The sequence below is a fragment of the Oscillospiraceae bacterium genome (genome assembly GCA_025757685.1).
Taxonomy (GTDB): Bacteria; Bacillota; Clostridia; order Oscillospirales; family Acutalibacteraceae; genus CAG-217.
On sequence record CP107220.1, the window covers coordinates 594,067 to 617,390 of the forward strand.

Sequence of the window (23,324 nt, forward strand, 5' to 3'; positions counted from 1 at the left end):
CTATGATTTTGCGTTGGTTTCTTTGTCTTTCATGATCTTGACCATCATTTGATTGACCTTATACACATCGCCGCAGCCCAGGGTCAGCACCAAGTCACCCGGCTCCACATGGTCGGTCACATACTTGGCGATCTCCGGGAAAGTATCCAGCTGCAGGGCACCGGGGATCTTATCTGCCAAGTCCTTGGCGTGAATGCCGATGGTGTTTACCTCGCGGCTGCCCATAATGGCAGAGATCACGCACTTGTCCGGAATTTGCAGCACCCGGGCAAAGTCGTCCAGCAACTCGCTGGTGCGGCTGAAGGTAAAGGGCTGGTGCACCGCCCATACCCGCTTGTAGCCCATTTGCATAGCCGCGCGCAGAGTGGCCTGCAACTCGGTGGGGTGGTGACCGTAATCGTCGGCAAAGGTTACGCCGCAGTAGGTGCCGGTGAGCTCAAACCGCCGGTGGGCACCGTGAAAGTCCTTTAGCCCTCGGCAAATATCCTCCGGCTTGGCGCCGCTTTCATAGGCAGCGGCAAAGGCAGCCAGAGAATTGAGAATATTATGCGCGCCGGGCACGCAAATCTCTGCGTGGCAAAGGAACTGCCCATTGTGGTACACATCGTAATCGGAGTGGAACCCGCCGGGCACATGAATGTTCTTGGCCTGCCAGTCACAGTGGTCGCCGGTGCCAAAGGTGATCATCTTTTTGCCGGTCACCTGGGCCATGGCCTCTACGGTATTGGCGTCGTCGCCGTTATAGATCACCGTGCGCGTGGCCTTGTTGGCAAATTTGATGAATGCCTCTTGAATGTGCTCCAGATCGCCAAAGAAATCCAGGTGATCCCGGTCAATGTTCAGCACCACCGCAATGTCCGGATCCATATGCAAAAAGGTGTTGTTGTATTCGCAACTTTCACATACAAAGTTTTGGCTGTGGCCGTAGCGGCCGTAGGCGTTAATGGCAGGCAGCTTGCCGCCGATGACGGCGCTGGGGTCCAGCCCTGCCTCCAGCAGCACCTGGGTGGTCATAGAAGAGGTGGTGGTCTTGCCATGGGTGCCGCTGATGCCGATGCAGTTGGAGAAAATGCGGCTCATGGCGCCCAGCAGCTCTGCCCGCTCAAAGCAGGGGTAATGCGTCTTAGCCCATTCCAGCTCCTCATTGCCCTCTAAGATAGCGTTGGTGTAAATTACCAGCTGAATATCCGGGGTCAGGTTGGCCTTGGTCTGGCCCAAATAGACTTTTGCACCCTCTTTTTCAATCCGGCGAAAAGTCTCGGTGTCGTTATTGTCCGAGCCGGACAGCTGATAGCCCAGGGACAGCAGGATTTCGGCCAGGGGACACATGCCGGAGCCGCCGATGCCGATAAAGTGGATGCGCTTGACTTCCTTTAGTAAAGTATCTATATCTTTCATGAGAGAACCTCCCAATTCTTTTTTCATATTATACTACCAAAAGGCGGAAAAATAAATACATATTCCGCAGGAACTGAAAAAATTTTCTGTCATAGAATATGGAGTAGAAAGGAATAGGCACAAAATGCCGTTGTGGGGTGTAGAGATGAAACTGGATACATTTGCCGTGCCGTTTACCGCCGATCGGCGTATGGCGTATGCGGCGGCTTACCTGGAGCAGTGCTCCTATCGGCAGGTGGAGGAGGTGCAGGCGGCGGACTTTGTGCTGCTGCCGGTGCCGGCAAAGGATTATATGCTGGAGGGACTGGACGGCAAGACCGTTTTTTTAGGAGGCGGCAGCTATCCCGGCACGCTGGACTACTGCAAAAATGAGAATTTTGCGGAGAAAAACGGCATACTCACCGCCGAGGGCGCCCTGTGGTTGGCGCAAAATCATCTGGAGCGGGCGCTCTACCGCAGCCGGGTGTTGGTGTGTGGCTATGGGCGAATCGGTCGGGTACTCTCCGGGCTGCTGCTGGCCCACGGCGCCGATGTGACCGTGTGTTCCCGCAGTGCCCTGAGCAAGACCCAGGCGCTGTTTGCCGGTGCCCGGCATACGGACTTTTCCGGTCTGGTGCAGCCGGGGAATTATGATTTGGTCTATAATACGGTGCCCCACATGATTTTTACCAAGCGAGAGCTACAGGCGCTGCGGCGAGACACGGTACTGGTGGACCTGGCGTCCTTCCCCGGCGGGGTGGATACGCTGATGGCCCACACTCTGGGAATCACGGTGGTGGACGGACGCAATCTGCCCGGCCGCACCGCCCCGGAGACTGCCGGTGCGCTGATCGGCGAGACTGTGGCCGAAATGATTGAGGAGGGACTGGAATGAAGATCGGGTATTGCCTGACCGGCTCCTTTTGCACCTTTGCTAAGTCCTTGGAGGCACTGGAGGTGCTGGTGCGGGCCGGTCATACCATAACGCCCATTATGAGCCAGACGGCTTACACCACGGACACCCGCTTTGGAGACGCGGTGGATATTCAAAATCGGCTGATTGCCATTACCGGCAACAGTATTATCCACACAATTGCCCAGGCGGAGCCGGTGGGACCAAAGAAAATGTTTGATGTGCTGGCCATTGTGCCCTGCACCGGCAACACGCTGGCAAAGCTGGCAGCGGGTATTACGGACACGGCGGTTACGATGGCTGCCAAGAGCCACCTGCGCAATGACGCCCCGGTGGTCATTGGCGTGTCCACCAATGACGCTTTGGGCGGCGCTGCCAAGAATATCGGCCAGCTGCTCAATTACAAGCACTTTTATTTTGTGCCCTTTGGCATGGATAACTGCTATATGAAGCCCAAGTCCATGGTGTGCGATTTTGCCCGAGTGCCCCAGGCCATTGAACTGGCAGCGCAGGGACAGCAAATCGCGGAAAAAATTTTCTGATTTTTTTGTTTCGTATTGACAATCGGTGCAAAAATGCATATATTAGTCTTATTGCTTAAAACGAAATTTAAGTATAGGCGAAAGCTAAAAAATCGGGCGGAGAGCGGCGGCTTTCTGACAAAAGAGGAAGTGCATAATTGGAAAAGATCATTGACCTGCGGAACATCACGGTCAGCTACGGCGACAATGTGATTTTAGACAAACTGAATCTGTATATAAATGAAAAAGAGTTTATAACGCTGCTGGGACCCTCCGGCTGCGGCAAGACCACAACGCTGCGCTGTATTGCCGGCTTTGTGCAGCCGGACAGTGGGAAAGTGGTCTTTGAAGGCAAAGTCATCAATGATGTGCCCCCGCACAAACGCCGGGTGAACACCATTTTTCAGCGTTATGCTCTTTTTCCGCATTTAAATGTGTATGAGAACATCGCCTTCGGCCCGGAACTGCAAAAGAAGAGCCGCAGCGAGGTACGCCAAACGGTGGCGGAAATGCTGGAGCTGGTAAACCTGAAAGGGTTTGAAAAGCGGAGTATCTCCTCTCTGTCCGGCGGGCAGCAGCAGCGAGTGGCCATTGCCCGTGCTTTGGCCAATCACCCCCATGTGCTGTTGCTGGACGAGCCGCTGGGCGCGCTGGATTTAAAGCTGAGAAAGGATATGCAAAAGGAGCTGAAAGCCATTCAAAAGCGGCTGGGCATTACCTTTATCTATGTGACCCACGACCAGGAGGAAGCGCTGTCTATGAGCGACACGGTGGTGGTGATGGATAAGGGCAAAATTCAGCAGATCGGCACCCCGGAGGATATTTATAACGAGCCGGTAAACGCCTTTGTAGCGGATTTTATAGGAGAGTCCAATATCGTGGACGCTGTGATGGTGCGGGATTATGTGGTGCGCTTTGGCGGCGTGACCTTTGACTGCCTGGACAGCGGCTTTGCCCCCAATGAATTTGTAGAGGCTGTGGTGCGCCCGGAGGATATTCGTCTGTGCGACCCGGGGCATAAGGCAGCCCTGACCGGCACCATTACAGATGTGGTGTTCAAGGGTGTGTTCTTTGAGATCTTTGTGGATGTGGGCGGCTTTATCTGGATGGTGCAGACCACGCATTACCATGCGGCGGGCAATACCGTGGGTATGTATATTGAGCCGGACGCTATTCATATTATGAAGCGCAGCGAGTACAGCGGCGAATTTGGCGACTATTCCACCTTCTCGGACGAGATGGACCATATCTCGGATGCCGATTATAACTGGGAGGAGGAGAGCAATGAGCAATCTGGGTCGTAAACTGCTGGACAAGCCCTATGCCCTTTGGGCGGTGCTGTTTGTACTGGCGCCCCTTTGCATGGTGGTCTACTATGCGTTTACGGACACCGGCGGCGCCTTTTCTCTCCACTCGGTGAGCCAAATCCCGTCCTATCTGTCTACCATTTTGCTGTCGGTACTCTATGGCTTGGCTGCCACGGTGATCTGTCTGCTTTTGGGATACCCCTTTGCCTATTTGATCTCCAAGCACGCGGCGCGCCGCCAGCGAACGGTGGTGCTCTTGGTGATGCTGCCCATGTGGATGAACTTTCTCATTCGTACTTACAGCTGGATGACGATTTTAGGTGACTCCGGCGTGATCAACAGCTTTTTGACCGCCGTGGGGCTGGAGCCGGCCAAGCTGATCAACACCGGCGGTGCTGTAATATTGGGTATGGTTTATAATTTCCTACCCTATATGATTCTGCCTATTTATTCCGTACTGTCCAAGCTGGACGGCTCGCTGATTGAGGCGGCAGAGGATTTGGGCAGCAGTCGGCATCAGGTGTTTCAGCGGGTGGTGTTGCCGATGTCCCTGCCCGGTGTACTCTCCGGCATTACCATGGTGTTTGTGCCCTGCGTATCTACCTTTTATATTACCCAAAAGCTGGGCGGCGGCCAGGTGGTGCTGGTTGGCGATGTGATTGAGACCCAGTTTCAAAGCGCCAATAACTACAACCTGGGGGCTGCGCTGTCCCTGGTGCTGATGGTGCTGATTTTGATTTGTCTGGGCGTGATGAACCGCTTTGGCGCGGACGACAGCAGTGACGGAGGTGTGATCGTATGAGCAAGAAAGCCTCTGCCATCGGCAAGATTTATCAGGCACTGATCTATGTGTTTTTGTATGCGCCGATTTTGGTGATCGGGCTGTTCTCCTTTAATGGCAGCGCCAACACCTATATGCTGCAAGGCTTCTCGACGCATTGGTACAAGGAGTTGTTCAGCAACGCAGCGGCTATGCACGCCCTGCAAAATACCGTGGTGCTGGCACTGTGCACCGCTGCGGTGTCCACGCTCTTGGGCGTAATGGCGGCGGTGGGTATCTTTAACAGTCGGCACAAGCTCTATAAGCGCTCGCTGATGCTGCTGACCAATGTGCCCATGATGAACCCGGAGATCGTTACCGGCATCTCTATGATGCTGCTGTTCGTCTTTGCCGGGGGACTGGTGCACCGCAGCAATGTGCTGGGCTTTTGGACGTTGCTGATTGCCCATGTGACCTTTAGTCTGCCCTATGTGATTTTGAATGTGATTCCCAAGCTGCACCAGTTTGATATGAATATTTACGAGGCGGCGGTGGACCTGGGCTGCAAGCCGGTGCGGGCGTTTTTTAAGACCGTATTTCCGGAGATTCTCAGTGGTATCATCACCGGCTGTGTGATGAGCTTTACGCTGTCGCTGGACGATTTTATCATCAGCTACTTTACCAACGGACCCAGCTTCCAGACCCTGCCCATCTACATTTTCTCTATGACCAAAAAGCGGGTGAAGCCGGATATGTACGCCTTGTCATTTCTGATGTTCTTGACCATTTTGGTTTTGCTGATCCTGTCCAACTGGATGCAGGCCAGAGCGGAGAAGCGGGAGAAGGGGGAGCGCCAATGAAAAAGTGTTTTTCTTTTCTGCTGACCCTGCTGGTGCTGCTGGCAATGCCCGTCAGCGCCTTTGCGGCGGATGATGTTTTCACGCCGGCGCAAAAGGCCTATTACAAGAACCTGGGTCTGCAAGGCACTACGGTGAATGTGTATAACTGGGGCGAGTATATCTCCGAGGGGCAGGAAGGGGCTATGAATACCGTTAAGGAATTTGAGCGGCTCACCGGTGCCAAGGTGAATTATACCAATTTTGAATCAAACGAAAATATGTATTCCAAGCTGTCCGGCGGCGGTGTGTCCTATGATGTGATCATTCCTTCGGACTATATGATCCAGCGCCTGCTGGAGGAGGATATGCTGCTGCCTTTGGACTACGGCAATATTCCCAATTATGACAAGTATATTGCCCCGGACTGCAAGGGGCTGTATTTTGACCCCCAGCAGAAGTACACCGTGTGCTACAACATTGGCACCACGGTGCTGATCTATAACAAAAAGCTGGTGAAAGAAGCGCCTAAAAGCTGGTCTGTGCTGTGGGACGAACAGTACCGGGACAAGGTGCTGATGTTTAACAATTCCAGAGACGCTTTTGCACTGGCTCAGTTCATGCTGGGACAGGATTTGAACACCACCTCGGAGGAGGACTGGAACGCGGCGGCGGAGCTGCTCGCCAAGCAAAAGGATGCGGTGCACCCGGTGTATGTGATGGATGAGGTGTTCAACCTGATGGAAAGCGGGGAGTATGCCTTTGCCACCTATTATGCCGGCGATTATATCCTGATGCAAGACAACAATCCGGATCTGGGTTACTGCTTTCCGGAGGAAGGTGTCAATCTGTTTTATGACGCCATGTGCGTGCCCAAATGCACACAAAACAAAAAGGGCGCCGAGGCGTTTATCAACTTTATGCAAGAGCCACAAGTAGCGCTTGCCAATCAGGAGTATATCTACTACGCTTCACCCAATTTGGCGGTGCGGCAGGATGAGAACAATTCCCTGTACGGCAATCCGGTGGTGTACCCCAAGGTATGGCCTAAGGGACAGTATTTTTACAATTTGCCCCAGAATATTCTGGAGCTGCAAAACGACTTGTGGGCTCGGGTTAAAAGCGGCCAGCTGTCAGCAGACGGCAAAGCCCAGGACCGGCGCATTTACTGGGCGTCCGGTGCGGTGGGCGCTGCGGCAGTGGTGGCGGTGGCGGCTCGGCTGATCCATAAGGCTCGCAAGAATAAAGAACAGGATTTGAGGGATCTGTATTGAATACGCAGTTTAAGTGCGCCATCTTTGATTTGGACGGCACGCTGGTGAATACGATTGATGACCTGGGACTGGCTACGGACTATGTGCTGGAGCAGTACGGCCGCACGCCCAAGTGGACCCAGGCAGATTATAAGAAATTGGTAGGCAACGGCGCCAAAAAGCTGGTGGAGCGCGCTTTTGAGCACCAACTCTCACCGGAACAGCTGGAAGAAGCTTACGCTATGTTTAAGGTGAGGTATAACGCTGTTAAAATGGATCACGCCCATGCCTATCCCGGGATTCAGGCGGCGCTGGATGACTTAAAGACCAGGGGCATTCGCCTGGGCGTCGTCACCAACAAACCGGCGGAAGCTGCCCGGGGTATGGTGGAGCAGATCTTTGGCAAAGACTATTTTGATGTGGTAATCGGCGCCACGGACGACCTGCCCAAGAAACCGGACCCCACCACTGTGCGTATGGCGCTGGAGGCGCTGGGCTGCAGCGCCAAGGAGGCTATGTACTTTGGCGACAGTGATGTGGACATGATCACCGGGCGCAACGCGGGGATAGAGACCATCGGTGTGTCCTGGGGCTTTCGCTCCTTTGGAGAACTGTTTGCTCAGCACCCGGCGGCCATTATTGATGACCCCAGCCATATCCCCAGCCTTTTTTGAAAATGTAGGCAAAGCCCTTGACAATATCTGCCGTATTTGCTATAATTCTATGCGTTGAGCGAGAGTGGCGGAATCGGCAGACGCGCACGTTTGAGGGGCGTGTGGGGTGACTCGTACGGGTTCAAGTCCCGTCTCTCGCACCAAGAAAAGACCTTGACGGATGTATGTCCGCAGGGTCTTTTCTTTTTTGTTTTCCCCTCGCTTTATAACTTTTAATAGACAAAGTGCTCTGCCCGGGTGGTGTTCTGCCGGATGGGGCATTTTGCTGCTTGACTTTCGATAGGGCTATCCCGTATAATGATAGTCCGACTGTAAGGATGGGGGATTTTTTTATATGTCTAAGTCAAAGAATGCAAAGCGCTTCGGCACCCGTTGGGGCTTTATCTTAGCGTCCGTGGGCTCGGCCGTGGGTATGGCCAATGTGTGGGGCTTTCCCAACAAAATGGGCCAGAACGGCGGCGGGGCGTTTTTGCTGATCTATTTATTATTTGTCGTGCTGTTCGGCTGCATTGCGCTGCCGGCTGAATTTGCTGTGGGCCGCTGGGCCGGCACCGGCACCCTGGGCTCTTATGCCCGCGCCTGGCGCTCCCGCAGTCCCAAGGCGGAGAAGGCCGGGGGTGCCCTTGGGTGGCTGCCGCTGGCCGGGTCTATGTGCATTGCCATCGGCTATGCGGTTATCGTTAGCTACGTGCTCAAGGCGCTGGTGGATTCGGTCACCGGCACGCTAATGACGGTGGATACCGCCAGCTGGTTTCAGGCTTTCTCTACAAAGGATTTTTCTGTGGTACCGTACCATATAATCGTGGTGGTGGGCACGCTGCTGACCCTGCTGTTGGGTGCCAACAGTATTGAAAAGACCAATAAAGTGATGATGCCGCTGTTTTTTATTATCTTCCTGGTGCTGGCGGTGCGTGTGGCGCTGCTGCCCGGCGCTGCCGAGGGCTATCGGTTTATGCTCACGCCCCATTGGGACGCACTGAAAGATCCGAAAGTGTGGATCAGCGCCATGGGACAGGCTTTCTTTTCCTTGTCCGTCACCGGTAGCGGTATGATTGCTTACGGCGCCTATTTGTCCAAAGAGGAGGATGTGGTAGGTGTTGCTCGCCATACGGCACTGTTTGATACCATTGCGGCGCTGGTGGCGTCCTTGGTGATTATTCCCGCGTGCTTCTCTTACGGGCTGGATGTGGGGGCAGGCCCCGGTCTGCTGTTTGTGACCCTGCCGGAGATCTTGCAGGACATTCCCATGGGCCGTCTGTTTGCGGTGATTCTTTATGTGGCCATGATCTTTGCCGGGGTCAGCTCCCTGCAAAATATGTTTGAGGCAGTGGCAGAGTCCCTGCTTCATCGATTCCCCAAGCTGAGCCGCAAGGTGGTGCTGGTGCTGCTGGCGGTGGTGTGCTTGGGTGCCGGGATCGGGATGGAGACCATCTCTAAGTGGGGACCGTGGATGGACCTGGTATCGATTTACATTATCCCCATCGGCGCCACCCTGGGTGCTGTGTCCTGGTTCTTTATTATGAAGAAGGACGATCTGCTGGCGGCAGTGAATACCGGCAGCGGTAAACGCCATGGTGTGCTTTGGTATAATGTGGGCCGTTTTGTCTATGTTCCCCTGGCAGCGCTGCTGTGCGGGGTGGCACTGATCGCTCATGTGGCGTTTTAACGTTGCATAAAGTGGACGCAAAATTGGAGAATTTGCATTTTTAGTCTTTACTATCACGCATTAGTGTGCTAAAATAATTGCAGATTTCAATTTGGAGGCCATTATGGGACTGAATTTGCATAATAAGAATTTGGACTTTTTGTTTAAGGCTGTGCTGGCGCTGGAGAATGTAGAGGAGTGTTACGATTTCTTTGAGGATCTGTGCACCGTGCAGGAGCTCAACGCCATCAGCCAGCGCATTGTGGTGGCAAAGATGCTGTCCGAAAAATGCGTATATACGGATATTGTCAACGAGACCGGTGCGTCTACCGCTACCATCAGCCGGGTGAACCGCTCTTTGCAGTACGGCTGCGATGGGTATGACAAGATCTTTGAGCGGATCGACCGGCAAGAGCAGGGCAATGATGAATCCGTATGATGCCTGGGCGCAGGTCTATGACCACCTGACGGAAAATGTGGAGTATGAAGCCAGAAGTGCGTACATTTCCGGCTTCTTTTTGCAATATGGGGTAGAACCGGGGGCACAGGTGCTGGATCTGGCCTGCGGCACCGGCAGTATCAGCCGCTGCCTTTTGGAGCGGGGCTACCGGGTTACCGGGGTGGATCTGTCTGCGGATATGCTCACCATCGCCCAAAGCAAGTGCCCGGAAGGCGCATTTTATCGGGCGTCCATGACGGAATATTCTGCCCCGGCGCAGTTTGATGCCTGCGTGTGTTTGCTGGACAGTATCAATCACTTAACGGCTTTGTCCGATGTGGAAGATTGCTTTTGCCGTGTGGCGGAGAATTTACGCCCCGGCGGGCTGTTTCTGTTTGATGTGAATACGGTTTATAAGCACCGGCAGGTGCTGGCAGGGCAGACCTTTGTGTTTGATGAAGAAGATTATTATTTGGTATGGGACAATGAGGTACTGGACGATACGGCAGTGCGGGTGCTCATCGACCTGTTTTGCTATAACGGCGAGAGTTATGACCGCTTAAGCGACAGCTTTATCGAGCGGGCCTATACCTATCGGCAGCTAACGGCGGCACTCTCGGAATTTGAGATTTTGGGTCGTTATGCGGAGCTGACCACAGACGCCCCCGGGCCGGAGACCCAGCGGGTGTTTTATGTTTGCAAGAGAAAGGAATAATGCCATGGGCAAGATCGTAAGATTTATCACAGAGGACGGCAGCGCCTTTATTTTGGCGGCGGATACCACGGATATTGCCGCTCGGGCGGAGCAGATTCACCACACCTCTGCCGTGACCACAGCGGCTTTAGGCCGCCTACTGACGGCGGCGTCTATGATGGGCGATATGCTCAAGGGCGCGGACGACAGCGTGACCCTGCGCCTGAACGGCGGTGGACCGGCAGGCTCGCTGATCGCAGTGTCGGACAGCAAGGGCAATCCCCGGGGGTATGTGCAAAACCCGGTGGTGGAGCTGCCGCTGAACGATAAGGGTAAGCTGGATGTGCGGGGCGCCGTAGGTACGGACGGCTATCTGTATGTAATGAAAGATGTGGGGCTAAAGGAGCCGTATGTGGGTCAGACTGCCATTGTCAGCGGCGAGATCGCCGAGGATATTACCAATTATTTTGCCGTGTCCGAGCAGACCCCTTCCGTGTGCGCCTTGGGTGTGCTGGTGAACCCGGACCTGACCGTGCAGTGCGCCGGCGGCTTTTTGATCCAGTTGTTGCCCGGCTGCCCGGAGGAGACTATCTCTGCGATTGAGACGGCCATTGACTCTATCCCGCCGGTGACCACCATGCTGGCACAGGGGCTGACGGTAGACGAGATTGCCGCCAAGGCTATGGGCACCTTGAAAATTGACAAACTGGACGAATATCCCATTGCCTATCGCTGCAACTGCAACCGGGAGCGGGTGGAGACGGCGCTGCTCACCGCCGGGGAAGAAGAACTGCGCCAGATGATCGACGCAGGGGAGGATATTCAGGTGGAATGCCACTTCTGCGACAAGACTTACAGCTTCACACCGGAGCAGTTAAATGACCTGCTAAAAAAATCCAAATAAAATTGAAAAAAGGTGTTGACTTTTCGGGAAAGTTATTGTATTATATAACCCGTCGCTGATGGCGACACCTTGTGGAAGTTTAGCTCAGCTGGGAGAGCATCTGCCTTACAAGCAGAGGGTCACAGGTTCGAGCCCTGTAACTTCCACCACAGATGGCCCGGTAGTTCAGCTGGTTAGAACGCCAGCCTGTCACGCTGGAGGTCGACGGTTCGAGCCCGTTCCGGGTCGCCATTTGTGCTTCTGTAGCTCAGTCGGTAGAGCAGAGGACTGAAAATCCTCGTGTCGATGGTTCGATTCCGTCCGGAAGCACCATATCTGCGGATTTAGCTCATCTGGTAGAGCGCCACCTTGCCAAGGTGGAGGTAGCGAGTTCGAGTCTCGTAATCCGCTCCATCGGGCACTTTGTATTCTACATTGTGCCCATTCTTTTCCCGGCACCATAGCCAAGTGGTAAGGCAGAGGCCTGCAAAGCCTTTATGCCCCAGTTCAAATCTGGGTGGTGCCTCCAATAAAGCGGCAAGTCTTTGTGAGACCTGCCGCTTTTTCTTTTGCCATTTTCATCTGCTTATATTTGCTTTCCCGGCACATCTGTGCCGGGATTTTCTGCTTTTATTTGGAAAGCGGGGAAGTGCTGCGCAAAAAGATGGACGGTAGCGTTCTCGTCTCTCCCGGGTGGGAAGTTGCAAACAAAAAGAAAAGACACTAAGGAAAAAACCTCAGTGCCTTTTGGCGCAGAAGGAGAGACTCGACAGGGCGCTGCCCTGTCTGTTCGCTGCGCGAACGATCCCATTTTATGTCCCTTTTTGCTGCGCAAAAAGATGGACAGTAGAGTTCTCGTCTCTCCCGGGTGGGAAGTTGCAACAAAAAGAAAAGGTACCAAGGAAAATCCTTGATACCTTTTGGCGCAGAAGGAGAGACTCGAACTCTCGCGCCGGTTGCCCGACCTACGCCCTTAGCAGGGGCGCCTCGTCACCAACTTGAGTACTTCTGCATACTGTGTTGTAACTTGTGCTAAACCGCTGTCAAGTTTTATCATCAAAGAGCCATGCTCCTTGTGTGATACCGAATGGCGGAGAGAGTGGGATTCGAACCCACGGTGCCTTGCGACACGACGGTTTTCAAGACCGCTCCGTTATGACCACTTCGGTACCTCTCCGTTTGTGCTTTGATATAATAGCATACCCGGGCGGGCCTTGTCAAGCAAAAAAGTGAAAAAACACCGTTTGTGACAGGGCAGAAAAGTTTTTTCAAAAAATGGAAAAAGGGTGTTGAAATTTTCAAACAGATGTGTTATAGTATTTGCACGCGATGAGAAAGCCGTTCAGGCACATGCGCAGGTGTAGTTCAATGGTAGAATGTCAGCTTCCCAAGCTGAACACGAGGGTTCGATTCCCTTCACCTGCTCCACGGAAAATATAGAGGTATAGCTCAGTTGGTTAGAGCGCTCGCTTCACATGCGAGAGGTCGTGGGTTCGAATCCCTCTATCTCTACCATATAACCGTCTTGCACTGCAAGGCGGTTTCTTCATATTTGCAGATAAAGGACGATGTGATTTGCGGAACAGAACATTTGACCTGTTCAAATGGGCAGCGGCGCTGTTTGTGCTGCTGCTCCATGTGCCGTTTCCCGGCGATGTGGGTGGCACGGTGCGTATGTTTGCCCGGTGGGCGGTGCCGTTTTTCTTTATGGTATCTGGCTATTTTACATACGGTGCGGTGCAGCGAGAGGATGCCGGTCGGCTGGTGCACCGCATGCGGCGACTTTTGCGCATTTTTGTTCCGGCGGCCGGATTTTATGCGCTTTGGTGTTGCTTCTTGCTTAGTGACAAAACCCCGGCGGCCTTTTTTAAGAGCCATTATGCGATGGAAAATGTGGTTTCGTTCTTCCTGCTGAACAACACGCAATCCAAGCCGCACCTATGGTTTATTCCGGCGCTGATTTACTGCTACGGCGTGGTGCTGCTTTTGATGAAAATACACAGAACCCACTGGTTGCGGTGGGCGCCGCTGCTGCTGTTGGTGCCGCTGGTGCTTGGTGAAGTGGTGGTGGGTATGCTCCACCGGGAGGTGGCTGCCCAGTACAGCCGAAATGCTTGGTTTACCGGTTTGCCCTGTTTTGCGTTGGGTCTGCTGTTTAAGGAAGCAGAGACGCAGATCAAGCGCCTGGGTCGCAAGTGGCCTGCGCTTGGTGTGTTGGTAGGCTTAGTACTGTCTGTTTTGGAATATCGGTATTTGAACGATAGCGCCGATTTGTATTTAGGGCCTTTGGTGGCTGCGGTCAGCTTGTTTTTGCTGGCCCAGAATGTGACTTGCACCTGGGAAAATCCCTTTGTGCTGTACGCCGAGGGGTCTGCGTTGGCGATCTACATTTTGCACCCGGCGCTGCGGAACCTGGCCCAGCGGCAGCTGCTGCCCTGGTGGGGTGTGCGCGGCATGGCGGCAGATTGGCTGTTGCCGGTACTGACCTTGGCGCTGGCACTGCTGGCTGCGGGAATCTGGTTGTGGCTTAAGGGCCTTTGGAATAAACGAAAAAGCCGGCAAGTGATGGCTTGACCGAGCGTGTGAAAAGAGAGAAGAGGAAGCAATATGAAAAGTGAGAAGGGCCAAAGCCTGGTGATGGTGGGCGTGGCGCTGTTTTTATTGGCAGGGCTGTGCCTGTATCTCGGTTTATCCCAGCCGAAGATCTCCTCCGGCGTGCTGGTTGAAACACCGACGACGGCGGTGCAGTCCGGTACCACGACGGGGTCGGCTGCCGCCACCGTTGGTCGATCCGCTGCAAGCAGCACGGCAACGGCTGCACAAACCGCCGCTTCCGGCAACGCAGGCACAGTCAGTTACCCGGTGAACCTGAACACGGCTACTTTTGAGGAATTGACCGCCATTCAAGGTATCGGTGACCAAAGAGCGGCGGCGATTTTGGCCTATCGGGAGCAGATTGGCAAATATACTTCTGTGGAACAGATCAAAGATATTCGCGGTATCGGTGACGGGCTGTATGCCAAGATCGCACCGTACCTGACCGTATGAACCCGGCGCTGGAGCGGGTGCTGCGGTGGTTCTTTCCCCGTCGTTGCGCTCTGTGCGGCACGGTGGTGGCGCTGGATGAAACCCTTTGCCCGGAGTGCCAAAAGGTGCGTCCCATTGCCCGGCCCAAGTGCCTGCTGTGCGGTCGTTCCAAGAAAGACTGTACCTGCAAGGGTAAGCACCATGAATACGCCGGGGTCACCGCGCCCTTTGTGTATCGGGACAGCTTGGTGACGGCTATTCATAACTTGAAGTTTTATGATTTTCCCATGCTGGCGGATTATATGGGCGACTGTATAGCTGCCGCTGTGCGCGTGGATTTCGCCGATGTGGCCTTTGACTATGTGGCAGCTGTGCCTTTGGGCAGGCGCCGCCGCAGAAAACGCGGCTATAATCAAGCGGAACTGCTGGCCCGCCGAGTGGCAGGGGCGTTGCACATTCCCTATGCGGATCTGCTGGAGAAGGTGCGCAACAATCCGGCGCAACGCAAGCAGAACGCCCGCAGTCGGCGGGTGAATGTGTACGGCGCGTATGCGGTGATCGACGACAGCGCGCTATGGAACAAGACCGTCCTGCTTATTGACGATGTAAAGACCACCGGCGCTACGCTGAACGAATGCGCCAAAATGCTGCGTATGCACGGCGCCAAGGCGGTATATGCGGCAACGGTGGCTATTGCGTAGTTCGGATCATGCGCAAAAGGCGCGGCTTGCCGTGCAGTCGGGCGGCCGGTACGATTTGCATTGACAATCTGCGCCGGATTTGATATAGTGAAGTAAATTTGGTTGTTTAACCATAAATTTTAGATTATTTATTAACTGGAGGAATTCTCTTTGGACATACCCCTTGGGTGGCAACTTTTTATTCAGGTTATTTTGATTGCGGTCAACGCCGTTTTTGCCAGCGCGGAGATCGCTATCGTTTCTATGAACGAGTTGAAGCTGGAAAAGCTGGCGGAGGACGGCAACCGCAGAGCGAAGCGGCTGCGTAAGCTGACGGAAAAACCGGCGGGCTTTCTCGCTACCATTCAGATCGCCATTACCCTGTCCGGCTTTTTGGGCAGCGCCTTTGCGGCGGACAACTTCTCCGATGTGATTGTGCGCTGGTTGGTGGATGATCTGGGCGTGCAGATCAAAGAAAGCACGCTGAATACCATTGCCGTGATCGTCATTACCATCATTCTGTCTTATGTGACGCTGGTATTTGGCGAACTGGTGCCCAAGCGGGTGGCAATGAAAAAGACCCAGCAGATCTCCCTGGGTGTGTCCGGGCTGATCTATGTGTCCTCTAAATTCTTTGCCCCGCTGGTGTGGTTGCTCACTTCCTCTACCAACCTGGTGCTGCGCATTCTGCGCATTGACCCCAATGGGGACGATGAAGAGGTGTCGGAAGAAGAGATCCGTATGCTGGTAGATGTGGGCGGTCAAAAGGGTATTTTTGACAAGACCGAGCAGAAGATGATTGTCAATGTTTTTGAGTTTGACGACAAGGACGCCGGCGAGTTTTCTACCCATCGCAAGGATATTCAGGCGCTGGATATTGACGACGATGTGACCACCTGGGAGAAAGTGATCTCCGCCAGTACCCATAGTCTGTACCCGGTGTTCAAGGGCTCTATCGATAATGTGGTGGCCGTGCTGGATTCCAAAAAGTTCTTCCGTATTGCCGACAAGACCCGCGCTGCGGTGACAAAGGACGCTTTTGTGCAGCCTATTTATGTGCCGGAGACCATGAAGATCGACGTGCTCTTTGAACTGATGCAAAAGAGCCACAACCACTTTGCCGTGGTGCTGGACGAGTACGGCGGTACCGTGGGTATTATCACCATGAACGACCTGCTGGAACAGCTGGTAGGCGACCTGGATAACGACCAGGAGCTGCCCAACGCCCAGCCGGATGTGGTGCCTCTGACTGACCGCTCCTGGAAGATCAAGGGTGGCGTGTCCCTGGACGATGTGGCGGAGTTGACCGGGCTGGAGCTGCCGGTGGATACTTACGAAACTCTCAGCGGCTACATTTTCGGCCTGTACTGCACCATTCCCAAGGATGGCAGCAAGTTTGATGTGGAGACGGAGGACCTGGAAATTCAGGTGCTGGATGTGCGTAAGCACACGGTGGCTTCCTGTATTTTGACGCTCAAGGAAAAAGATGAGGCGCAGCCACAGGAATAATGCACAAAAAGTGCGGCAAGCTGTACGAACAGTTTGCCGTATTTTTTTTGATTTTTCTGCTGCGTGCGTATTGCAAATAATAGGGGAATACTGTAAAATTAAGACAGAAAAGATGAAGGAGCTGCCTATGGATATCGCCAGACAAAAGGAGATCGCACAAACTGTGACCGCAGGCAAGGCCGTATTGGGTATGGAGTTCGGCTCCACCCGCATTAAGGCGGTGCTGCTGGATGCGCATAATCGGATCATTGCCCAGGGTCACCACCTGTGGGAGAATCAAATGGTGGACGGTTTGTGGTCTTACAGCCAGGAAGCTATAATCGCCGGTATGCAGGACTGCTATGCCGCCTTGGCAGCAGATGTAAAGGCGGTTTGCGGCGCGGATCTGACCCATCTGGCAGGGGCGGGGATCAGTGCCATGATGCACGGCTATTTGGCCTTTGACAGTAGCGATCGGCTGCTGGTGCCCTTTCGTACCTGGCGCAACACCAATACAGGCGCTGCGGCGGAAAAGCTGACGGCGCTGTTCAACTTTAATATTCCCCTGCGGTGGAGTGTGGCCCATTTGTACCAGTGCGTGCTGGACGGAGAGTCGCATTTGCAGCAGCTTTCATCCATGAATACCTTGGCCGGGTATGTGCATTATTTGCTCACCGGTCGGCGGGTATTGGGTGTGGGCGATGCCGCCGGTATGTTCCCCATAGACCCGGCTACCGGGCAGTATGACGCAAAAATGCTGGCAGCCTTTGACCGGCTGGTGGCAGAGGATCACTACCCTTGGACTTTGGCGGATTTGCTGCCGGAGATTTTGCCGGTGGGTACGCCCGCAGGCACCCTGACCCCGGCAGGGGCGGCGCTGCTGGATCCCAGCGGTACCTTGCAGCCCGGCGCGGTCTTTTGTCCCCCGGAGGGGGACGCGGGCACCGGTATGGTGGCCACCAACAGCGTAGCGCCCGGCACCGGGAATGTGTCTGCCGGCACTTCTGTTTTTGCTATGGTGGTTTTGGATCGGCCTCTTGCCCGGGTGCACCGGGAAATTGATATGGTTACCACCCCTTGCGGTCACCCGGTGGCAATGGTGCACGCCAATAACTGTTCGTCCCAGGTGAATGTGATTGCCGGTTTGCTGCGGGATTTTGCCGCTGCTATGGGGCAGCCTGTGCCGGACGGCAAGATCTATGATTTTTTGTTTAACAGCGCTGTGGACGGTGCGCCGGACTGTGACGGGATTGTTACCTACGGCTACACCTCCGGCGAGAGTATTTTGAATTTGGACGCCGGGCGACCGTTGACGGTGCGTCGGGCAGACAGCACGGTGAATTGGCCCAATCTGACGCGCAGCAACCTGTGCGGTGCCTTGGCGGCGCTGAAAGTGGGTATGGATATTCTGACTCGGGACGAGCAGGTGCCCTTGCAGCGAATTTACGGCCACGGCGGGTTCTTTACCACCCCGCAGGTGGGGCAGCGGCTGCTGGCCGCCGCTTTGGCGGCGCCGGTTACTGTGATGGAGACAGCCGGTTCCGGCGGCCCCTGGGGTATGGCACTGCTGGCGGCATATATGCTGCAGCGGCAGAACGGAGAGCGTTTGGCTGCCTTCTTGGAGCGGCAGGTGTTTGCCTGCTGTCAAACGGTGACGGTGGAGCCTACGGCGCAGGATGTGGCGGATTTTGACGCCTATATGCAAGCATTCCACGCAGCCCTGGACTTAGAGCGCCGGGCGGCAGAGGGAGAATAAAAGCAGATGTTAGAAGCATTAAAAGAACAAGTTTACCAAGCCAATATGGATCTGGTGCGCTACAATTTGGTGGTGCTCACCTGGGGCAATGTGTCGGCCATCGACCGGGAACAGGGGTTGTTTGTCATAAAACCATCCGGCGTGCCATATAGTGAATTGACCCCGGCGGATATGGTGGTCATGGACCTGGCCGGCAACCGGGTAGAAGGGGAGTTGAATCCCTCGTCCGACACCCCCACCCATTTGGCGTTATATAAGGCGTTCCCGGAGATCGGGGGCATTACCCACACCCATTCTTCCTGGGCCTGTGCGTGGGCGCAAGCCGGGCGGGACATACCGGCCTACGGCACTACCCACGCGGATTTTGCCTACGGCGACATACCCTGTGCCCGTGGTCTGACGGAGGATGAGGTCAACACGGCGTATGAGGCCAATACCGGTGGGGTGATCGTGGAGGAGTTCCACCGGCGCGGACTGGACCCGGGGGCGTTCCCCGGTGTGCTGGTGCAGCGCCACGGCCCCTTTACCTGGGGCAAGAGCGCGGCCGCCTCTGTGGAGAACGCGCTGATCTTGGAAGAAATCGCCAAAATGGCCAGTCGCACCGAGCGCATTGCCGGGGAGCGGCCCATTGGAATTGAATCTTACCTGCTGGATAAGCATTATCTGCGCAAGCACGGCGCCAATGCTTATTACGGACAGAAAAAATAACAGAAAAGAGGAGAGTTCTTATGAAAAAACTGTTTAGCCTGACCTTGAGCCTACTAATGCTCATTGCCTGCTCCCTGGGTACGGTGTCTGCCTTTGCGGCAGAGGGAGAGGAGCCGACCCCCGTGGACCTGCGGGACTGCACAGTGACCTTGCAGTACGCTTCTACTACCTACACCGGTAAGGCTCTGCGCCCCACGGTGAAGGTGCGGTATAACGATATTGCCCTGGTCCAGGGGCAGGATTACAAGGTGCAGTACAGCGCCAATACTGCCTGCGGCACCGCCCAGGTGAAGTTGACCGGCACTGGTGATTATACCGGCGTAGTGAGCCGCAGCTTTAAGATTCTGCCCGGTCGGGTGACCGGTATGTCCACCAGCCGGACCACCACCACCATTACAATTAACTGGAAGCAGGTACCCGGCGCTGCCGTGTATCGGGTGTATCAGTCTACTTCTGCGAACGGCAATTACAGCAAGGTTGCCACTGTCAGCGGCACCAAGGCCAAAATCAGCAAGCTGTCTGCCGGTAAAAAATACTACTTCAAGATTGCTGCCTGCGGCAAAAAGGACGGCTCCTATGCCGGTCCCCTTAGCGCGGTACTGAATACCGGCACCCGTCCCTCCACTGTGTCCATGAAGAGCGTGACCAAGTCCGGCACGAATTTGAAGATCCGGTGGAACAAGGTAACCTGCTCCGGTTATGAAGTGCGTTACAGCACGGATAAGAAGATGAAAAAGGGCGTTAAGACGGTGAAGATCACCAAGTCCTCCGCCACTTCCACTACCATCAAAAAAATCAAAAAGGGCAGTACATACTATGCCCAGGTGCGGGCGTACCTGTCCTTTCCCAACAAGGTGTACAACGGCAGTTACAGCAAGGTGACCAGCTCCAGCTACTCCAACCTGTATGCCAGCTATTCTTCCAAGTATGTGAACAATAAGAACCGCACCACCAATCTGCGCATTGCCAGCAAGGCCATTGACGGCACCGTGATCCAGCCGGGACAGACCTTTTCCTTTAATAAAGTTGTCGGTAAGCGCACCAAGAGCCGTGGTTATAAAGAGGCCTATGTGTTCAGCGGCAGCGGCACGGTTATGGGCGTTGGCGGCGGTATCTGCCAGGTGGCTTCCACCATGTTTAATACCGCACTGCTTGCCAATGTGTCTATTGTGGAGCGGCACCAGCACAGCCAGCGGGTTACCTATGTGCCCCTGGGTCGGGACGCAGCCATTATGTGGGGCTCTCAGGACTTTCGTTGGAAGAACAATACCGGTATGCCCATTAAGATCAAAATGAGCGTAAAGGACGGTACCATCTCCTGCAAGTTCTACACCAGCAAGGAGGCAAAGCCCAAAAAGGTGAGCCTGAAAGTGAGCCAGCGCGGCAAAAACTTTACCTTGCGCCGGTATGTAGGCGGCAAGGTGAATTACACTGCCAAGTCTAAATACTAATAGAAAACGGCTATACCGATTTTTCGTCGGTATAGCCGTTTTTTCGTCCGCCTGTTCGTAGTAGAATAGGGATGCGATTATTTGTGTTTGGTGTATTCCTGCACCGCCAAGGCATCGCACCGCTCATTATAGGGGTGGCCGGCGTGACCCTTGACCCAGTTAAAGGTGACGGTGTGGGTCTGCAACAGGGGCAGCAGCTGCTGCCACAGGTCAACATTCAGTGCCGGTTTGCCGTCTGCCTTGCGCCAGCCCTTGCGCTGCCAGCCGTAGACCCAGCCCTTGGTTACCGCATCGCACACATATTTGGAGTCGGTGGTCAGGCTCACCAGGCAAGACTCTCGCAAGGCTGCCAGGGCGCGGATCACCGCCGTCAGTTCCATACGGTTGTTGGTGGTTTCCGCTTCAAAGCCGCTCATTTCTTTTTCCGTACCGTTATACACCAGTACAGCGCCCCAGCCACCTTTGCCCGGGTTGCCGGAGCAGGCGCCGTCGGTATAAATGCTCACTTTTTTCATAAATATTACCTCGCCGGGATATTTTAGCACGCTTTGTGGCAATAATCAATACAGCGTGGCAAAATCCGTACACCGGTCCGGGGCCACTTGACATTTGGCGTTATTTATTTTATGATATATGCAATTTGTGATGTTCGGAAAACTATATTTAACAGGAGGAATCAAATCGAATGATCAATCAGAATAAGTCTGACGGTAAGGCTGCTTCCGGAAAACGGAATTCCAAGAAGCGCTACACATACCGCAGACCGGTAAAGAAAGGCGCTCCGCGGCAGAAAAAGCCGGAGGAGTCTGTTCATATTGCATTTTTAGGCGGTATGAATGAGATCGGCAAGAACATGACGCTATATGAATACAAGGACGATATGTTCATTGTGGACTGCGGTCTGGCATTCCCTACATCGGATCTGCCGGGCGTGGACTTGGTGATCCCGGATTTTACCTATGTAGAAAAAAACAGACACAAAATCAAGGGCGTATTGGTGACCCACGGCCACGAGGACCATATCGGCGGCCTGGCATTCCTGCTCAAGCGGATCAACGTGCCCATCTATGCCACTAAGCTGACCATCGGCCTGATCCAGGGCAAGCTCAAGGAGCACGGCCTGCTGAACAAGGCCAAGCTGGTGGAAATTCGCCCCCGGGACAACATCACTCTGGGTGCCTTTAATATTGAATTTATCCATGTGAACCACTCCATTCCGGACGCGGTAGGTCTTGCCATCCGCTGCCCGGCAGGTGTGATTATCCAAACCGGCGACTTTAAGATTGACACCACTCCGGTAGACGGAGATATGATCGATCTGGCTCGCTTCGCCGAGTATGGCAAAAAGGGCGTTTTGGCACTGCTTTCCGATTCCACAAATGCAGAGCGCCCCGGCTATACCATGAGCGAGCGCAAGGTGGGCGAGAGCTTTGAGCAGCTGTTCCGCAAGGCACACAATAAGCGCATTGTGGTGGCGACCTTTGCTTCCAATATCCACCGCGTACAGCAGATTATTGATGTGGCCCAGTCCAGAGGGCGTAAGGTGGCCGTGACCGGCCGTAGCTTGGAAAATTTGGTTCAGGTGGGCCAGGATCTGGGTTACCTGAATGTGCCGGAGAATATTCTCATTCCCATTGACGCCATTAAGCGTTACCCGGATGATAAACTGGTGATTATTACCACCGGCAGCCAGGGCGAGCCCATGTCCGCCTTGACTCGGATTGCCTTTGGCGAGCACCGCAAGGTGAATATCGGCCCCAACGACTATGTGATCATTTCTGCCACGCCCATTCCCGGCAACGAGAAGATGGTGGGCAATGTGGTCAACGAGCTGATGAAGCACAATGTAGAGGTGATCTACGAAAAGATGTACGAGGTGCATGTCAGCGGCCACGCCTGTCAGGAAGAGCTGAAATTGATGATGGGTATTGTTAAGCCTCAGTATTTCATTCCCGTGCACGGCGAGCAAAAGCACCTGCAAAAGCACGCCGGGCTGGCTATGTCCATGGGCTATGATATGAAGCACATTTACCTGGGCAATATCGGCGAAAAAATCTCTCTAAGCAAGACGGAGATGAAGCAGATCGAGACTGTGCCTGCCGGCGAAGTGTATGTAGACGGCTTAGGCGTGGGCGATGTGGGCAATATTGTTTTGAACGACCGTAAGCATCTGTCCCAGGACGGCATTATCATTGTGGTGGCCACTTTGGATGCGGAGACCGGCGATGTGGTCAGCGGCCCGGATGTAGTGTCCCGCGGGTTTGTCTATGTGAAGGAGAACGAAGACCTGATGAACAAGGCCCGCGACCTGGCTTGCCATGTGATCTACGATTACTACGATGTGAAGGGTCGGGATTGGAACACCGTTAAGTCCAAGCTGCGGGATGAAATCTCCCACCTGATGTATGAAAAGACCAAGCGCAGCCCCATGGTGCTGCCCATTTTGATGGAGATTTAAGGAGAAGCGTATGAAAGTCATTTTGAAACAAGATGTAAAAGCGCTGGGTAAAAAAGGCGATTTAGTAAATGCCTCGGACGGCTACGCCCGCAACTTTCTCTTTCCCAAGGGGTTGGCGGTAGAGGCCAATGCCACCGCTATGAACGAGTTTAACTCTAAGGAAACGGCCAAGAAATTCCACAAAGCTGAGGAAGTGAAAGCAGCCACCGCCGACGCACAGAAGCTGGAGGGCAAGACCTTTCAGCTGAAAGCCAAGGCCGGTGCCAACGGCAAGCTGTTCGGCTCTGTCACCTCTAAGGATGTGGCGGCGCAGATCAAAAAGGATCTGGGCGTGGAGATCGACAAGCGCAAGATCGTGATGGATGACATTAAGACTTTTGGTACCGTACAGGCAGAAGTGAAAGTCTATGCCGGGATTACGGCAAAGATCCTTGTACAGGTGACCGAGGCATAA

22 protein-coding genes and 10 tRNA genes are annotated in these 23,324 nt (G+C 54.2%); 28 read left to right on the plus strand and 4 right to left on the minus strand.

Annotation, left to right across the window (positions count from 1 at the left end; translation table 11 throughout):
• Entirely contained in the window at positions 1 to 1,398 is a 1,398-nt protein-coding gene (gene murC / locus OGM59_02585) for a UDP-N-acetylmuramate--L-alanine ligase (protein UYI91377.1), read from the minus strand.
• A gap of 145 nt (positions 1,399 to 1,543) precedes the next feature.
• On the opposite strand from murC, the gene OGM59_02590 reads away from it, so the two are divergent.
• The 17 genes from OGM59_02590 to OGM59_02670 all read left to right on the plus strand — a co-directional run bounded on the left by OGM59_02590 (position 1,544) and on the right by OGM59_02670 (position 11,831).
• The gene (locus OGM59_02590; GenBank protein ID UYI91378.1) at positions 1,544 to 2,272 is read left to right on the plus strand and encodes a hypothetical protein; all 729 of its coding nucleotides are present in this window, start codon (positions 1,544 to 1,546) and stop codon (positions 2,270 to 2,272) included.
• Positions 2,269 to 2,832, plus strand: a complete 564-nt coding sequence (locus OGM59_02595) for a dipicolinate synthase subunit B (protein UYI91379.1) — start codon at positions 2,269 to 2,271, stop codon at positions 2,830 to 2,832. The genes OGM59_02590 and OGM59_02595 overlap by 4 nt, the downstream gene beginning before the upstream one ends.
• Before the next feature lie 137 nt (positions 2,833 to 2,969).
• A complete protein-coding gene (locus OGM59_02600; GenBank protein UYI91380.1) occupies positions 2,970 to 4,115 on the plus strand; it encodes an ABC transporter ATP-binding protein in 1,146 nt (381 codons plus the stop codon).
• Positions 4,096 to 4,920, plus strand: a complete 825-nt coding sequence (locus tag OGM59_02605; GenBank protein ID UYI91381.1) for an ABC transporter permease — start codon at positions 4,096 to 4,098, stop codon at positions 4,918 to 4,920. Before OGM59_02600 ends, OGM59_02605 begins: the two co-directional genes overlap by 20 nt.
• Positions 4,917 to 5,738, plus strand: a complete 822-nt coding sequence (locus OGM59_02610; GenBank protein UYI91382.1) for an ABC transporter permease — start codon at positions 4,917 to 4,919, stop codon at positions 5,736 to 5,738. The genes OGM59_02605 and OGM59_02610 overlap by 4 nt, the downstream gene beginning before the upstream one ends.
• The gene (locus OGM59_02615) at positions 5,735 to 6,988 is read left to right on the plus strand and encodes a spermidine/putrescine ABC transporter substrate-binding protein (GenBank protein ID UYI91383.1); all 1,254 of its coding nucleotides are present in this window, start codon (positions 5,735 to 5,737) and stop codon (positions 6,986 to 6,988) included. The genes OGM59_02610 and OGM59_02615 overlap by 4 nt, the downstream gene beginning before the upstream one ends.
• Positions 6,985 to 7,641 carry an HAD-IA family hydrolase gene (locus OGM59_02620; protein UYI91384.1) on the plus strand — a complete coding sequence of 219 codons (657 nt, stop codon included), beginning with the start codon at positions 6,985 to 6,987 and terminating at the stop codon, positions 7,639 to 7,641. Before OGM59_02615 ends, OGM59_02620 begins: the two co-directional genes overlap by 4 nt.
• Positions 7,642 to 7,699: 58 nt before the next feature.
• Positions 7,700 to 7,784 (plus strand) — tRNA-Leu (locus tag OGM59_02625).
• A 191-nt stretch (positions 7,785 to 7,975) separates the two neighbouring features.
• Positions 7,976 to 9,307, plus strand: coding sequence for a sodium-dependent transporter (locus OGM59_02630; protein ID UYI91385.1), 1,332 nt, complete (start codon positions 7,976 to 7,978; stop codon positions 9,305 to 9,307).
• 103 nt (positions 9,308 to 9,410) lie between these two features.
• Complete coding sequence (locus OGM59_02635) at positions 9,411 to 9,725, plus strand: YerC/YecD family TrpR-related protein (protein UYI91386.1); 315 nt, start codon at positions 9,411 to 9,413, stop codon at positions 9,723 to 9,725.
• Complete coding sequence (locus OGM59_02640; GenBank protein ID UYI91387.1) at positions 9,709 to 10,440, plus strand: methyltransferase domain-containing protein; 732 nt, start codon at positions 9,709 to 9,711, stop codon at positions 10,438 to 10,440. The genes OGM59_02635 and OGM59_02640 overlap by 17 nt, the downstream gene beginning before the upstream one ends.
• 4 nt (positions 10,441 to 10,444) lie before the next feature.
• Positions 10,445 to 11,323 (plus strand): Hsp33 family molecular chaperone HslO, encoded by an 879-nt coding sequence (gene hslO, locus OGM59_02645; protein ID UYI91388.1) that lies wholly within the window; start codon positions 10,445 to 10,447, stop codon positions 11,321 to 11,323.
• A gap of 73 nt (positions 11,324 to 11,396) precedes the next feature.
• Positions 11,397 to 11,472 (plus strand) — tRNA-Val (locus OGM59_02650).
• Positions 11,473 to 11,477: 5 nt separating this feature from the next.
• Positions 11,478 to 11,554 (plus strand) — tRNA-Asp (locus tag OGM59_02655).
• Between the two features lie 5 nt (positions 11,555 to 11,559).
• Positions 11,560 to 11,635, plus strand: a tRNA-Phe gene (locus tag OGM59_02660).
• Positions 11,636 to 11,640: 5 nt separating this feature from the next.
• A tRNA-Gly gene (locus OGM59_02665) sits at positions 11,641 to 11,716 on the plus strand.
• Positions 11,717 to 11,756: 40 nt separating this feature from the next.
• Positions 11,757 to 11,831 (plus strand) — tRNA-Cys (locus tag OGM59_02670).
• 392 nt (positions 11,832 to 12,223) lie between these two features.
• On the opposite strand, the gene OGM59_02675 is transcribed toward OGM59_02670, so the two are convergent.
• Positions 12,224 to 12,314 (minus strand) — tRNA-Ser (locus OGM59_02675).
• A gap of 76 nt (positions 12,315 to 12,390) precedes the next feature.
• Positions 12,391 to 12,479, minus strand: a tRNA-Ser gene (locus tag OGM59_02680).
• A 177-nt stretch (positions 12,480 to 12,656) separates the two neighbouring features.
• Between OGM59_02680 and OGM59_02685 the strand changes: the two genes are divergently transcribed.
• The 9 genes from OGM59_02685 to OGM59_02725 all read left to right on the plus strand — a co-directional run bounded on the left by OGM59_02685 (position 12,657) and on the right by OGM59_02725 (position 20,412).
• A tRNA-Gly gene (locus OGM59_02685) sits at positions 12,657 to 12,730 on the plus strand.
• A gap of 10 nt (positions 12,731 to 12,740) precedes the next feature.
• A tRNA-Val gene (locus tag OGM59_02690) sits at positions 12,741 to 12,817 on the plus strand.
• Between the two features lie 60 nt (positions 12,818 to 12,877).
• The gene (locus OGM59_02695) at positions 12,878 to 13,876 is read left to right on the plus strand and encodes an acyltransferase (protein UYI91389.1); all 999 of its coding nucleotides are present in this window, start codon (positions 12,878 to 12,880) and stop codon (positions 13,874 to 13,876) included.
• Between the two features lie 33 nt (positions 13,877 to 13,909).
• Positions 13,910 to 14,350 (plus strand): helix-hairpin-helix domain-containing protein, encoded by a 441-nt coding sequence (locus OGM59_02700; protein ID UYI91390.1) that lies wholly within the window; start codon positions 13,910 to 13,912, stop codon positions 14,348 to 14,350.
• Entirely contained in the window at positions 14,347 to 15,030 is a 684-nt protein-coding gene (locus tag OGM59_02705; protein ID UYI91391.1) for a double zinc ribbon domain-containing protein, read from the plus strand. The genes OGM59_02700 and OGM59_02705 overlap by 4 nt, the downstream gene beginning before the upstream one ends.
• A 192-nt stretch (positions 15,031 to 15,222) precedes the next feature.
• Positions 15,223 to 16,518, plus strand: a complete 1,296-nt coding sequence (locus tag OGM59_02710) for a hemolysin family protein (protein ID UYI91747.1) — start codon at positions 15,223 to 15,225, stop codon at positions 16,516 to 16,518.
• Between the two features lie 127 nt (positions 16,519 to 16,645).
• Positions 16,646 to 18,253 carry an FGGY-family carbohydrate kinase gene (locus OGM59_02715; protein UYI91392.1) on the plus strand — a complete coding sequence of 536 codons (1,608 nt, stop codon included), beginning with the start codon at positions 16,646 to 16,648 and terminating at the stop codon, positions 18,251 to 18,253.
• A 6-nt stretch (positions 18,254 to 18,259) separates the two neighbouring features.
• Positions 18,260 to 18,961, plus strand: coding sequence for an L-ribulose-5-phosphate 4-epimerase (locus OGM59_02720; GenBank protein ID UYI91393.1), 702 nt, complete (start codon positions 18,260 to 18,262; stop codon positions 18,959 to 18,961).
• A gap of 20 nt (positions 18,962 to 18,981) precedes the next feature.
• Positions 18,982 to 20,412: a VanW family protein gene (locus OGM59_02725; GenBank protein UYI91394.1), complete on the plus strand. Its 1,431-nt coding sequence runs from the start codon at positions 18,982 to 18,984 to the stop codon at positions 20,410 to 20,412.
• Positions 20,413 to 20,489: 77 nt separating this feature from the next.
• Here the strand turns inward: OGM59_02725 and rnhA are convergent, their stop codons facing one another.
• On the minus strand, positions 20,490 to 20,927 hold the full coding sequence (rnhA, locus tag OGM59_02730) for a ribonuclease HI (GenBank protein UYI91395.1): 438 nt from the start codon (positions 20,925 to 20,927) through the stop codon (positions 20,490 to 20,492).
• A gap of 170 nt (positions 20,928 to 21,097) precedes the next feature.
• Between rnhA and OGM59_02735 the strand changes: the two genes are divergently transcribed.
• Positions 21,098 to 22,870 carry a ribonuclease J gene (locus tag OGM59_02735; GenBank protein UYI91396.1) on the plus strand — a complete coding sequence of 591 codons (1,773 nt, stop codon included), beginning with the start codon at positions 21,098 to 21,100 and terminating at the stop codon, positions 22,868 to 22,870.
• A 10-nt stretch (positions 22,871 to 22,880) separates the two neighbouring features.
• Positions 22,881 to 23,324 carry a 50S ribosomal protein L9 gene (rplI, locus tag OGM59_02740; GenBank protein UYI91397.1) on the plus strand — a complete coding sequence of 148 codons (444 nt, stop codon included), beginning with the start codon at positions 22,881 to 22,883 and terminating at the stop codon, positions 23,322 to 23,324.

What these genes read in the sequence shown, in the direction of transcription:
- OGM59_02735 (UYI91396.1), top strand. Translation starts at nt 21,098, where the DNA reads ATGATCAATCAGAATAAGTCTGACGGTAAGGCTGCTTCCGGAAAACGG.
- rnhA (UYI91395.1), bottom strand. Translation starts at nt 20,927, where the DNA reads ATGAAAAAAGTGAGCATTTATACCGACGGCGCCTGCTCCGGCAACCCG.
- OGM59_02725 (UYI91394.1), top strand. Translation starts at nt 18,982, where the DNA reads ATGAAAAAACTGTTTAGCCTGACCTTGAGCCTACTAATGCTCATTGCC.
- OGM59_02640 (UYI91387.1), top strand. Translation starts at nt 9,709, where the DNA reads ATGATGAATCCGTATGATGCCTGGGCGCAGGTCTATGACCACCTGACG.
- hslO (UYI91388.1), top strand. Translation starts at nt 10,445, where the DNA reads ATGGGCAAGATCGTAAGATTTATCACAGAGGACGGCAGCGCCTTTATT.
- OGM59_02635 (UYI91386.1), top strand. Translation starts at nt 9,411, where the DNA reads ATGGGACTGAATTTGCATAATAAGAATTTGGACTTTTTGTTTAAGGCT.
- OGM59_02705 (UYI91391.1), top strand. Translation starts at nt 14,347, where the DNA reads ATGAACCCGGCGCTGGAGCGGGTGCTGCGGTGGTTCTTTCCCCGTCGT.
- rplI (UYI91397.1), top strand. Translation starts at nt 22,881, where the DNA reads ATGAAAGTCATTTTGAAACAAGATGTAAAAGCGCTGGGTAAAAAAGGC.
- OGM59_02615 (UYI91383.1), top strand. Translation starts at nt 5,735, where the DNA reads ATGAAAAAGTGTTTTTCTTTTCTGCTGACCCTGCTGGTGCTGCTGGCA.
- OGM59_02595 (UYI91379.1), top strand. Translation starts at nt 2,269, where the DNA reads ATGAAGATCGGGTATTGCCTGACCGGCTCCTTTTGCACCTTTGCTAAG.
- OGM59_02630 (UYI91385.1), top strand. Translation starts at nt 7,976, where the DNA reads ATGTCTAAGTCAAAGAATGCAAAGCGCTTCGGCACCCGTTGGGGCTTT.
- OGM59_02720 (UYI91393.1), top strand. Translation starts at nt 18,260, where the DNA reads ATGTTAGAAGCATTAAAAGAACAAGTTTACCAAGCCAATATGGATCTG.
- OGM59_02605 (UYI91381.1), top strand. Translation starts at nt 4,096, where the DNA reads ATGAGCAATCTGGGTCGTAAACTGCTGGACAAGCCCTATGCCCTTTGG.
- OGM59_02590 (UYI91378.1), top strand. Translation starts at nt 1,544, where the DNA reads ATGAAACTGGATACATTTGCCGTGCCGTTTACCGCCGATCGGCGTATG.
- OGM59_02700 (UYI91390.1), top strand. Translation starts at nt 13,910, where the DNA reads ATGAAAAGTGAGAAGGGCCAAAGCCTGGTGATGGTGGGCGTGGCGCTG.
- OGM59_02610 (UYI91382.1), top strand. Translation starts at nt 4,917, where the DNA reads ATGAGCAAGAAAGCCTCTGCCATCGGCAAGATTTATCAGGCACTGATC.
- murC (UYI91377.1), bottom strand. Translation starts at nt 1,398, where the DNA reads ATGAAAGATATAGATACTTTACTAAAGGAAGTCAAGCGCATCCACTTT.
- OGM59_02715 (UYI91392.1), top strand. Translation starts at nt 16,646, where the DNA reads ATGGATATCGCCAGACAAAAGGAGATCGCACAAACTGTGACCGCAGGC.